13 protein-coding genes are annotated in these 11,526 nt (G+C 69.8%); 12 read left to right on the top strand and 1 reads right to left on the bottom strand.

The genetic code is table 11. From position 1 onward, the window contains the following. Positions 1-161 precede the first annotated feature (161 nt). From I8J32_RS00460 to I8J32_RS00440, 5 genes are all read left to right on the top strand, one after another. A complete protein-coding gene (locus I8J32_RS00460) occupies positions 162-1,691 on the top strand; it encodes an efflux RND transporter periplasmic adaptor subunit (protein WP_200614102.1) in 1,530 nt (509 codons plus the stop codon). Further along, positions 1,688-2,398 carry an ABC transporter ATP-binding protein gene (locus I8J32_RS00455; protein ID WP_200614100.1) on the top strand — a complete coding sequence of 237 codons (711 nt, stop codon included), beginning with the start codon at positions 1,688-1,690 and terminating at the stop codon, positions 2,396-2,398. The genes I8J32_RS00460 and I8J32_RS00455 overlap by 4 nt, the downstream gene beginning before the upstream one ends. Next, complete coding sequence (locus tag I8J32_RS00450) at positions 2,395-3,627, top strand: ABC transporter permease (protein ID WP_200614099.1); 1,233 nt, start codon at positions 2,395-2,397, stop codon at positions 3,625-3,627. Before I8J32_RS00455 ends, I8J32_RS00450 begins: the two co-directional genes overlap by 4 nt. 78 nt (positions 3,628-3,705) lie before the next feature. Next, positions 3,706-4,722, top strand: a complete 1,017-nt coding sequence (locus I8J32_RS00445) for an isoaspartyl peptidase/L-asparaginase family protein (protein WP_407060979.1) — start codon at positions 3,706-3,708, stop codon at positions 4,720-4,722. Between the two features lie 205 nt (positions 4,723-4,927). Then, positions 4,928-5,398, top strand: coding sequence for a hypothetical protein (locus tag I8J32_RS00440; protein ID WP_200614097.1), 471 nt, complete (start codon positions 4,928-4,930; stop codon positions 5,396-5,398). A gap of 76 nt (positions 5,399-5,474) precedes the next feature. Here I8J32_RS00440 and I8J32_RS00435 read toward each other — a convergent pair whose 3' ends face one another. Continuing rightward, complete coding sequence (locus I8J32_RS00435; protein WP_200614096.1) at positions 5,475-5,966, bottom strand: VOC family protein; 492 nt, start codon at positions 5,964-5,966, stop codon at positions 5,475-5,477. A gap of 250 nt (positions 5,967-6,216) precedes the next feature. Here I8J32_RS00435 and I8J32_RS00430 point away from each other — a divergent pair, with 250 nt between their 5' ends. The 7 genes from I8J32_RS00430 to I8J32_RS00400 all read left to right on the top strand — a co-directional run bounded on the left by I8J32_RS00430 (position 6,217) and on the right by I8J32_RS00400 (position 11,522). Then, entirely contained in the window at positions 6,217-6,597 is a 381-nt protein-coding gene (locus I8J32_RS00430) for a diacylglycerol kinase (protein ID WP_200614095.1), read from the top strand. A gap of 103 nt (positions 6,598-6,700) precedes the next feature. Continuing rightward, positions 6,701-7,426 carry a TerC family protein gene (locus I8J32_RS00425; RefSeq protein WP_200614470.1) on the top strand — a complete coding sequence of 242 codons (726 nt, stop codon included), beginning with the start codon at positions 6,701-6,703 and terminating at the stop codon, positions 7,424-7,426. A gap of 118 nt (positions 7,427-7,544) precedes the next feature. Further along, on the top strand, positions 7,545-8,204 hold the full coding sequence (locus I8J32_RS00420) for a LemA family protein (protein ID WP_200614094.1): 660 nt from the start codon (positions 7,545-7,547) through the stop codon (positions 8,202-8,204). Between the two features lie 28 nt (positions 8,205-8,232). Beyond that, entirely contained in the window at positions 8,233-9,147 is a 915-nt protein-coding gene (locus I8J32_RS00415; RefSeq protein WP_200614093.1) for a TPM domain-containing protein, read from the top strand. A 19-nt stretch (positions 9,148-9,166) separates the two neighbouring features. Then, positions 9,167-9,655, top strand: coding sequence for a TPM domain-containing protein (locus I8J32_RS00410; protein WP_200614092.1), 489 nt, complete (start codon positions 9,167-9,169; stop codon positions 9,653-9,655). 107 nt (positions 9,656-9,762) lie between these two features. Continuing rightward, positions 9,763-10,665: a prolipoprotein diacylglyceryl transferase gene (gene lgt, locus I8J32_RS00405; RefSeq protein WP_200614091.1), complete on the top strand. Its 903-nt coding sequence runs from the start codon at positions 9,763-9,765 to the stop codon at positions 10,663-10,665. Between the two features lie 62 nt (positions 10,666-10,727). After that, the gene (locus I8J32_RS00400; RefSeq protein ID WP_200614090.1) at positions 10,728-11,522 is read left to right on the top strand and encodes a thymidylate synthase; all 795 of its coding nucleotides are present in this window, start codon (positions 10,728-10,730) and stop codon (positions 11,520-11,522) included. Positions 11,523-11,526 lie beyond the last annotated feature (4 nt).

The raw sequence follows: 11,526 nt of genomic DNA, 5'->3' as shown, positions 1-11,526 counted from the left end.
ACCCCTTCCGTTCCGGATACGGCCGGTTCGTCGCATCATTCATGCCCCGTCCGCGCCGGCCGGGGCACGCTGACCGCAGGCGAACCCGCGAGACCGGCGATGTCAACGCATCGTCCCCATTCCGCGTTGCCCGCGCACCCCGCCGCATCAGAATCCATTCCATGACCGCACGATCGCCCACTGCTCCTCCGCGCCGCTCCGTCTGGAGTCGGCGCCTGCTGGTCGTGGGCCTGGTGGCCCTGGTGCTGGCGGTCGCCGCCTTCGCCCTGCGCCGGGGCAATGGCGGGGGCGACGCGTCCGGCTACCGCACCGCGACGGTCGACCGGGGAGACATCCGGGTCGTGATCTCGGCCACGGGTACGCTCGCGGCGATCTCGACGGTGGAAGTCGGCAGCCAGATTTCCGGCCAGGTGACCGACGTGCTGGTCGACTTCAACGACCACGTCGCACGTGGCCAGGTCATCGCCCGCATCGACCCGAGCACCTACCAGGCCCAGATCGCCCAAGGCGACGCCGCGGTCAACAGCGCCCGCGCCGCCCTGGCCACCGCGCAGGCGGCCCTGCGCAACGCCGATGCCGACCACGCGCGCAAGGCCGAACTGGTGCGCAGCCAGCTCATCTCCCGCAGCGACGTGGACCTGGCACGGGCCGCGCTCGACCAGGCGCGCGCGCAGGTGAGCGCGGCGCAGGCGCAGATCCACCAGCAGATCGCCTCGACGCGCAGCTCGCGGCTGAACATGGAACGCACCGTGATCCGGTCACCGGTGGAAGGCGTCGTGCTCACCCGCGCGGTGGAGCCCGGGCAGACTGTGGCTGCGACCATGACGGCGCCGGTGCTGTTCCAGATCGCGGAGAACCTGTCGCAGATGGAGATCGTGCTGGCCATCGACGAAGCCGACATCGGCAAGGTCCGCACCGGCCAGGCGGTGGGATTCAGCGTCGATGCGTATCCCGAGCGCCAGTACCGTGGCAAGGTCCAGCAGCTGCGGCTGGCCGCGACCAACACCAACAACGTGATCACCTACCCGGTCGTCGTCGCCGTCGACAACGCCGACCAGTCCCTGCTGCCGGGCATGACGGCCAACGCGGAGATCGAGGTCAGCCAGCGCCGCGACGTGCTGCGCATCAGCAATGCCGCGCTGCGCTTCAAGCCGGCCGAAGAGGCGCAGGGTTCCGGTGGCGCCGGCGGGCAGGGCGCCCGTGGCGGCGGGCTTGCCTCGGAACTGCCGCACATCGCGGCCGGTCTGCGGCTCGACGCGCGCCAGCAGGCCGCGTTCGATGCCGCGCTCGAGCAGGTGCGCCAGCGCAGCCAGGCCCGTGAGCGCGATTCGCAGGGCGAGGCGGCAGGCGGCTCGCTGTTCGGCGGTGCGCGGGGCATTCCAGGCGGCGGCAACCGGCGCAGTGCGGGCGAGGCCAACAGCGGCGCGATGCGGCAGCGCATGGCCGAACGCTTCAACCAGCAATTCGCGGCTTTCCGCGCGACGCTGGCACCGGCCCAACAGGCGCGTTGGGACGCCGATCTGGCCGCGCTGCTGGGCGCGCGCCGCGCGCCGGTCTACAAGCTCGTCGATGGCGAGCCCAAGGCGGTCACCGTCCGCGTCGGCGCCAGCGATGGCACGCATACCGAAATCGCCGGCGACGTGGCCGAAGGCGACGCACTGGTGACGGGCAGCGAGCGCGGCAAGGAATGAACGCGACGCGCAGCGACGCAGCCGCGCCGGCCGCCATCCTCACCCACGGCCTGGGCAAGGTCTATTCGCCGGGCAGCCAGGCGCAGGTCATCGCCCTGCACGATGTCGACCTGCGCATCGAGGCCGGCGAATTCGCCGCGATCATGGGCCCGTCCGGCTCGGGGAAGTCTTCGCTGATGAACCTGCTGGGCTGCCTGGACACGCCCAGCAGCGGCCGGTACCTGTGCGACGGGGTCGATGTGGAGCACCTGGATGCACAGGCGCGGGCCACCCTGCGACGCGACAAGATCGGTTTCGTGTTCCAGGGCTTCAACCTGTTGCCGCGCATGAGCGCGCTTGAAAACGTCGCGATGCCGCTGGCCTACGCGAACGTGCCGCACGCGCAACGGTTGGCGCGCGCCCAAGAGGCACTGGCTGCAGTGGGCCTGGAGGACCGGGTCCACCATCGCCCCACGGAACTGTCGGGCGGCCAGCAGCAGCGGGTAGCCATCGCGCGCGCGCTCATCCACCGCCCGCCGATCGTGCTCGCCGACGAACCCACGGGTGCGCTCGACAGCCGCACCGGCGAGGAGATCCTCACGCTGTTCAAACAGCTGCAGTCGCAGGGCCACACCATCGTGCTGATCACGCACGATCCCGACGTGGCCCATCATTGCGACCGCATCTTCGCCATGCGCGATGGCGAACTGCACGAGGAGGCGGCATGAACCTCCTCGAGGTCATCCGCACCGCCCTGTTCGCGCTGCGTGGCAACTGGATGCGCAGCGCGCTTACTTCACTCGGGGTGATCATCGGCATCGCCGCCGTCATCGTGATGGTGTCGATCGGCCAGGGCACGCAGGCGGAAATCGACAAGCTGGTGTCCGGTCTGGGCTCCAACCGCCTGGATATCGGCGCCGCCGGCAGTTTCGGCGGAGGGGGCGCGCGCGTGGCGCAGGGCAGCCGCTACACGCTCACGCAGGAAGACGCCGACGCGATCCGTGAGCAGATCCCCGAAGTGCAGTACGTCGCCGGCTCGGTGCGCGGCAACAGCCAGATCGTGTACGCCGAGAACAACTGGTCCACGCAGTGGCAGGGCGTGCAGGCGGACTACTTCGACATCAACGGCTGGGCGCTGGCAAGCGGCGGCTTCGAGGCGCGCGACTACAGCGGTGGCGGAAAGTCGGTGATCCTGGGCGAGACCGTCCGGCGCGAGCTGTTCGGCGACGAAGACGCGCTGGGGCAGACCGTGCGGCTGGGGCGCGTGCCCTTCACCGTCGCTGGCACATTGGCCTCCAAAGGGCAGGGTGGCTTCGGCCAGGACCAGGACGACGTGGTGCTGGTCCCCCTGGAAACCGCGCGCCGCCGGCTGATGGGTGCGACCGGCATTCCGGCCGGCGCCGTGCGCGAGATCACGCTGGGCGTGGGGCGCGCGGAGGACGTGGACTACGTGCAGACCGAGGTCGAAGCGCTGCTGCGCCAGCGGCACGGTCTCCAGCCGGGCGACGACGACGACTTCACCGTGCGCAACATCGCCCAGGTGGTGGCCACGCGGACCCAGGCCACGCGCCTGATGTCCTGGCTGCTCGGCGCGGTGGCGACGATCTCGCTGGTCGTCGGTGGCATCGGCATCATGAACATCATGCTGGTGTCGGTGACCGAGCGGATCCGCGAGATCGGCCTGCGCATGGCGGTGGGCGCGGGCCCCCGCGACATCCGCCGGCAGTTCCTCGCCGAGGCAATGCTGATCTCGCTGATCGGCGGCGTCCTGGGCATCGGCATCGGCATTGCCGGGGCGCTGCTGCTCGCCAGTGCGCAGTCGCTGCCGGTGCAGGTGAATGGCCAGGTGATCGCGCTGGCCGCGGGGTTCTCGATCGCCACGGGCCTGTTCTTCGGCTACTACCCGGCGCGCAAGGCCTCGCAGCTCGATCCGATCGAGGCCCTGCGGCAGCAATGAGGTTTTGCCGGATCCGGCGGAATCACATGGGTCCATGGCTTGCTGGGCTATCCTGACCGGCCACGAGGATCCCCGCGCATGCGCTATTTCGTCCTGCCCCTGATCGCGCTCGTCGCCATGACCGCCTACGTCGAATCCGATGCCACGCCCGATACGCCGCGCACGGCGCTGGTCATCCACGGCGGCGCCGGTGTCATCGAACGTACCGCCCTGAGCCCCGAGGACGAACGCGAGATCCGGGCCACGCTCGGGCGCGCGCTCGATGCCGGCAATGCCGTCCTGGCCAAGGGCGGGCCGGCGGTCGATGCGGTCGAGGCAGCCATCGTGGTGATGGAGGAATCGCCTCATTTCAACGCCGGCAAGGGTGCGGTATTCAACGCGCGCGGCGGCCACGAACTCGATGCCGCGGTGATGGAAGGCCATACGCGCCGCGCCGGTGCGGTGGCGGGCGTGACCACCGTGCGCAATCCGGTCAAGCTCGCCCGCGCGGTCATGGAGCACAGCCCGCACGTGATGCTGGCCGGTGCGGGCGCGGAGACCTTCGCCGATTCGCGCCCGGAGATCGAGCGCGTGGAGAACAGCTGGTTCGACACCCCGCGTCGCCGCCAGCAGCTGGAAGATGCGCAGGCGCGGGAGAAGAAGGGCGCGGCGCTGGTCGAGAAGGGCAAGTACTTCGGCACCGTGGGTGCGGTCGCACTGGACGCCCAGGGCCACATCGCCGCGGCCACCAGTACCGGTGGCATGACCAACAAGCGCTGGGGCCGGGTGGGCGATTCGCCGGTGATCGGCGCGGGCACGTGGGCCGACGAAGGCTGCGGCGTGTCCGGCACCGGCTGGGGCGAGTTCTACATCCGCAATGCGGTCGCGCACGACATCTGCGCGCGCGTGGCCTACCGGGGCGACGCCCTGGCCGACGCCGCGCACGAAGTCATCAATGTGATCGTTCCCCGCGCGGGCGGCGACGGCGGCGCCATCGCGCTGGACCGCAAGGGCAACATCGCCATGCCGTTCAACACCTCGGGCATGTATCGCGCCTGGGTGAGACCGGACGGCACGCGCGGCACGGCCATCTTCCGGGACGAAAAAGAGCGCTGAGGCCGTTACGCCGGCGCTTTCCGGCTTGACTGTCCCGCCAGCGCGTCCGCCATCCCGTCTCGCCGGATCCGGTCCCGTTGAGCTGGCCGCCCGGCGCGGATGCTGGCGCTTGCCCGCCCGCTGTCCGGGTCTTAACCCGCGCCACACCTGCCGGTAACCCGGCCGGCGGTACACCTGCACGCCCCGGAAAAGCCCTGGAGGCCCCATGCGACAGGAGATGCATCGCGCACCGTCCCACGCGTCCGTGCACGGCCGGTCCGGCCTTGGCGGCGCGCACGACGCGCAGGTCCTGCGCGTGCTGGAAACCCTGGCCACGGCCGTCACCACCGGCAACGGCGACCTGGCCGCCGAATGCTGGGCAGTCCCGGCGCTGGTGGTCGGCGACGAACACGAGCAGGCGGTCAAGACCCTGGCCGAAGTGGCGGAGTTCTTCGCTGGTGCGCGCGAGCAGTACAACGCGCAGGGCATCGGCGATACGCGTCCGCAGATCCAATGGCTGGAGTGGATCAGCCCCCACCTGGCGCTCGTCGAGGTGCGCTGGCCCTGGCTCGATGTCCAGGGCAATGAGGCCGGCGCGGAAACTTCGACCTACCTGCTCAAGCGCGACGACGCGGGCGAGCTGAAGCTGAGGATGGCGATCATGCACGGTGCGCATGCACGCACCGGCAACGCCTGACGACGTCCACCGGCGGCGGCTGCGCGCCGCCGTCCGTTGTGCGGCGGCGTGCGCCCGCGCGCCGGCCGCGCAGCGCTCATGAGTCCTGCGCGGCGTTCTGCTGGCACCAATGCTCCATCGCCTGCGCCATTTCCGCTGGACTGACATCCCTGACGTGGGTGCCGAGCGTCCACTTGTGCCCGAACGGGTCGATCACCGTGCCCATCCGGTCGCCCCAGAATTCGTCTTTCACCGGCCGGTCGGCCCGGGCGCCCGCGTCGACGGCGCGCCGCCAGGCGGCGTCGGCGTCGGGACCGTAGATCACGAAGCTCGTCGTCGGGCCGCCGCGGCGGTTGGGCCCCAGGGCGTCCATCTCGGGCCATTCGTCGGACAGCATGAGGTGGGTGTCGCCGATGCGGATCTCGGCGTGGCCGATCTTTTCGCGCCCCTGCGGGTCCTTCATCGGCAACCGGTAGATCTCCTGGGCACCGAAAGCGCGGGTGTAGAACGCGATCGCGCGGTGGGCGTCCTCGACGATCAGGTAGGCATTGACGCTGTGGTAGCCCTCGGGAACGGGGTTGACGGCCATGAGAGGCGCTCCATGCGGGTGGAACCGGCAGGCTGCGCCGCACCGGGCGGACCGGCAATGATCCCTTTGGCGATTTCGCGCGGGGCGGCGCGGGGGGCGGTGTGGCAGAATCCGCCGGCTGGCCCGGCACCCGAGGCGCAGCCGCCCCGGCCCCGTTCGCGGCCTCACCATCCCGGTTCCATGCGCATCTCCCTCATCCCGCCGCGCGCCGCGCCGCTTCATCGCCCCCTGCCCGACACTGGAGCCGCCCATGGCTGACACCACCGGTCATCTGCCGCGCCACCCGGCGCGCATCTTCAAGGCCGCCAAGTGGTCCATGCAGGGCCTGCACGCCGCGTGGCTGCATGAATCCTCCTTCCGGCTGGAGGTCTACCTGTTTGTCGTCCTGGCGCCGCTGGGCTGGTGGCTGGGACAGACCCCGGTGGAGCGCGTGCTGCTGATCGGCTCGATGCTGCTGGTGATGAGCATCGAGCTGCTGAACTCGTCGATCGAGGCCGTCATCGAGCGCTACGGCGCCGAGTTCCACGAGCTGGCGGGACGTGCCAAGGACATGGGTTCGGCCGCGGTATTCGTGCTGATGATCAACGTCGTGCTGGTGTGGGCCGCGATCCTGCTCCCGCGCGTGCTGTAGCCTTGCCCGCCTGGCCGCGCCGCCCTGAATCCCGCCTGCCTGCACTTCGCTTGTCGCGCAGCCTGCCTGCCGCCTTCCAACGGAACCATCGCTCGTGATTGAAATGCTCACCGATCCGCAGACCTGGATCACCCTGGTCACCCTCAGCGCGATTGAAATCGTGCTTGGCATCGACAACCTGGTCTTCATCTCCATCGCGGTCAGCAAGCTGCCGCTGGTGCAGCGCGAGAAGGCGCGCAAGTTCGGCATTGCCGTGGCGTGCATCACGCGCGTGCTCCTGCTGCTGACCCTGGCCTGGCTGGCAGGGCTGACCCAGGACCTGTTCAAGGTCTTCGGCATGGGCATCTCCATCCGCGACCTGGTGCTGATCCTGGGCGGTGTGTTCCTGCTGGTGAAGGGCACGATGGAGATCAAGGACCTGATCGCCGGCGAAGCGGAGTCCGATGACATCCATACGCGGCCCGCGGTGTCGTTCATGGGCGTGATCGCCCAGATCGCCGTGATCGACATCGTCTTCTCGCTCGACTCGGTGATCGCCGCGGTCGGCATGGCCAACCAGACGCCCGTGATGGTGGCGGCGATCCTGCTGGCCGTGGGCGTGATGCTGATGGCCGCGACTCCGCTGGGCCACTTCATCGAGCGCAACCCGACCATCAAGATGCTGGCGCTGGCCTTCATCGTGCTGGTGGGTGTCTACCTGATCGCCGACGGCCTGGCCGTGCACATTCCCAAGGGCTACATCTACGGCGCGATGGGCTTCTCGGCGCTGGTGGAGTGCCTCAACCTGTGGGCCAAGCGCAACGCGCGGGCCCGCATGGCCTCCGACTGACGCCGTTGCGCAATCCGGCCCCGGCGCCCCTCTGCGGGCGCCGGCGGCGCCTCGTCATCACATCGCCTTAATTCGGCCCGATGGTGCAATGCACCCCAGTCCACCCTGGGGGTATCCCATGCGCAGGTTCGCGATGCTCGTGCTGCTGCTGGCCATGACCGGCCTGCTCGGCGGTTGCGGTTACAACAGCATCCAGCAGAAGGACGAGGCGGTGAACGCCGCCTGGTCGCAGGTGCTCAACGTCTACAAGCGCCGCGCCGACCTGGTGCCCAACCTGGTCGCCACGGTCCGGGGCTACGCCAGCCATGAGCAGCAGGTCCTGACCCAGGTCACCGAGGCGCGCGCCAAGGTCGGCAGCATCAACGTCAACGCCAACGATCCGGCCTCCCTGCAGGCTTACCAGCAGGCGCAGGGCGAATTGCAGAGCGCGATCGGCCGCCTGCTGATGGTCAGCGAGAACTATCCGCAGCTCAAGGCCGACCAGAACTTCCTGCAGTTGCAGGCGCAGCTGGAAGGCACCGAGAACCGCATCACCGTCGAGCGCCAGCGCTATATCCAGACGGTGCAGGACTTCAACACCTTCATCCGCTCCTTCCCGCAGAACCTCACCGCGATGATGTTCGGCTACAAGACCAAGCCCAACTTCACCGTCGACAACGTGCAGCAGATCCAGGAAGCCCCCAAGGTCGATTTCGGCCAGCCGCCCGCGCCGCCTGCGCCGCCCGCGCCGCCGCCGCCGCCGGCCCAGCAGAAGCAACCGGCGCCGGCGGGCGGGTGACCGCCACGGGTGCCGGCGGGATTACGGGATGACCGGCTTCGCACGGGCGCTGCACGCGGGTGCGATGGTGGCGCTGCTCGCCTGCGCGCCCGCCCTGGCGGCCGCGCAGACGCTCGCCGCGGTGCCACCGCTCACCGGCCCGGTGATCGACACCACCGCCTCGATCGACGCCATGACCCGCAGCCGGCTCGAAGCGCAGGCCGTAGCGCTGCAGCAGCGCAAGGGCAGCCAGCTGCAGGTGCTGGTCGTGCCGACCACCCAGCCCGAGGACATCGCGCAGTACGCCGTGCGCGCGTACGAGACGTACCGGCTGGGGCGCAAGGGCGTGGATGACGGGCTGCTGCTGGTCGTGGCCAAGGACGACCGGCGCGCCAGGATCGAGGTGGGCTACGGCCTGGAAGGTGCGATTCCCGACGCCACGGCGATCCGTGTCATCAACGAATACCTGGTTCCGAAGTTCCGCGCGGGCGATTTCGGCGGCGGCCTGCTCGACGCCACTGGCACCCTGGTGAAACTCGTCGACGGCGAGCCGCTGCCGGCACCCATGGCGGCGACCCCCCGCGGTGCCGGCGGGGAGCGCGAAGGTGGCAACTGGCTGTTCGGCCTGTTCGCCGCGTTCATCGTGGCGCAGGTCGCCCGCGGCTTCCTCAATCCCGTTCCGAAGCTGGTCCGCGGCGTACTGGGCGGCGCGGCTGCCGGCGGCGTCGCCTGGATGCTGTCGTCGCTGGCGTTGGTGGGCGGCATCGGCGCCTTGATCGGCCTGTTCGTGGGCCTGCTCGGATTGCCGAGCGGTCGTTATGCCGGAAACCGTGGCTGGGGCGGCTTTGGCGGCGGCGGTTTTGGAGGCGGTGGCTTTGGTGGCGGCGGCTTCGGCGGCGGCGGTGGCGGCTGGTCTGGTGGCGGCGGCATGAGCGGAGGCGGCGGCGCCTCCGGCAGCTGGTAGCGGCGAGATGGAGACCCTGATGCGACTGCTCCGGCACCTGTTCGCCCCCGGCACGCGGCGTCTGTTCGCCGCCGATGCGCTCGAGCGCATCGCGCAGGCGATCCATGCGGCCGAATCGCGCCACACCGGGGAGGTGCGCTTCGCGGTGGAAAGCGCGTTGCATCCGCGCGCCGTCCTGGCCGGCGTGACCGCGCGCGCCCGCGCGCAGGACGTCTTCGCACAGCTGCGGGTCTGGGACACGCGCGCCAACAACGGCGTGCTGCTGTACCTGCTGCTGGCCGACCACCGCATCGAGATCGTGGCCGATCGCGGATTCCAGGGCCTGGTCAGCCCGGAGCAGTGGCGGGGCGCGTGCCAGCTGGTCGAAGAGCGCCTGCGCGCCGGGGAAGCGCTGGAGGCCGTGCTGCAGGGCGTGGCCGCCCTGTCGGCGCTGGTCGAGGCGCACTTCCCGCGCGACGCCGATTACGTCGACGAGAACGAGCTACCCGACGAACCCCACGTGTTCTGACGCCCCCCGTCGGCCTGCGGCCTGCGCACCGCCGCGTTGCGCGGCCTGCCATGTGCGGCCCGGCCCGGCCAAGGCACAATGCGCTATTCCCCCACGGCTCACCCCGCATGACGGTACTGCACCAGATCGATCCCATCGCACTCGACCTCGGCACTTGGAACCTGCCGGTCGTGGGTACCGTCCATCCGCAGATCCACTGGTACGGCGTCATGTACCTGTTCGCCTTCGCCACCGCCTGGTGGCTGGGGCGCAGCCGGATCCGTGCCGGGCGGCTGCCCGGCGTGGACGAGCAGGGCTTCGGCGACCTGATCTTCTACGGCGCACTGGGCGCGGTCCTGGGCGGCCGGCTGGGCTACATCCTGTTCTACGACCTGTCGACCTATCTCGCCGAGCCCTTGCAGGTGTTCAAGATCTGGCAGGGCGGCATGAGTTTCCACGGCGGCCTGCTGGGCGTGCTGGTGGCCGCGTGGCTGTGGTCGCGCCGGCATCGCCACCACTTGGCCGACACGCTGGATTTCGTTGCCCCGCTGGTGCCGCCGGGCCTGGGGTTCGGCCGCCTCGGCAACTACATCAATGGCGAACTGTTCGGCAAGCCGACGCAGGGCGACTGGGGCGTCGTGTTTCCCACCGATCCCCAGCTCCAGGGGATTCCGCTCGATCAGCTGCAGGCCCAGTTCGCCACCGGAGCGCTGGACGCTTACGCCCGGCATCCCTCGCAGCTGTACCAGGCAGGCCTGGAGGGGCTGACGATGTTCGTGCTGCTGTGGTGGTTCTCGCGCCAGCCGCGCCCCCGCTACGCGGTGATGGGCGTGTTCGCGCTGCTGTACGGCACGTTCCGCTTCATCGTCGAGTTCGTGCGGGTGCCCGATGCGCAGGTCGGCGACGCGGGCTACCTGGCGATGGGCTGGCTGACGATGGGCCAGGTGCTGAGCGTGCCGCTGATCGCACTGGGCCTGTTCTGGCTGTGGCGCTCGCGCCGCTCGCCCACGCTGGCGCCGAGCGCGGCCTGACTACGAAGCGCGACCCACGCCGCAGGACTCGATCTCCAACGCATGAGCTGCAAGGTTCCGACATGAAGCAGTACCTCGACCTCCTCCGCCACGTGCTGGAACACGGCCAGGACAAAGCCGACCGCACCGGCACCGGCACCCGCAGCGTGTTCGGCTGGCAGATGCGCTTCGACTTGGCCCAGGGGTTCCCGCTGGTGACCACCAAGAAGCTGCACCTGCGGTCGATCGTGCACGAACTGCTGTGGTTCCTGCGCGGCGAGACCAACGTGGCGTACCTGCGCGAAAACAAGGTATCGATCTGGGACGAGTGGGCCGATGCCGACGGCGAGCTGGGCCCGGTGTACGGCAAGCAGTGGCGGCGCTGGGCGGGCACCGACGGGCGCGAAATCGACCAGATCCGGTGGGTGGTCGACGAGATCCGTCGCAATCCCGATTCGCGCCGGCTGATCGTCTCGGCATGGAACGTGGCCGACCTGCCGGACATGGCGCTGATGCCGTGCCACACCCTGTTCCAGTTCTACGTCGCCGACGGGAAACTCAGTTGCCAGCTCTACCAGCGCAGCGGCGACATCTTCCTCGGCGTGCCGTTCAACATCGCCAGCTATGCGCTGCTCACGCACATGGTCGCGCAGGTGTGCGGACTGGGCGTCGGCGACTTCGTGCACACGCTCGGCGACGCGCACCTGTACACCAACCACTTCGAGCAGGCGCGCGAGCAGCTCGCGCGCACGCCGCGGCCGCTGCCGCGCCTGCGCCTGACCCCCGGCGTGGACGACCTGGCCGCTTTCACGTTCGACGACATCGCCATCGAAGGCTACGACCCGATGCCGGCGATCAAGGCGCCGGTCGCGGTCTAGGTTC

It is taken from the genome of Lysobacter solisilvae, from assembly GCF_016613535.2.
Taxonomy (GTDB): Bacteria; Pseudomonadota; Gammaproteobacteria; order Xanthomonadales; family Xanthomonadaceae; genus Agrilutibacter; species Agrilutibacter solisilvae.
The sequence above is the reverse complement of the archived record's forward strand: the minus strand, read 5'-3'. Positions and strand labels throughout refer to the sequence as shown.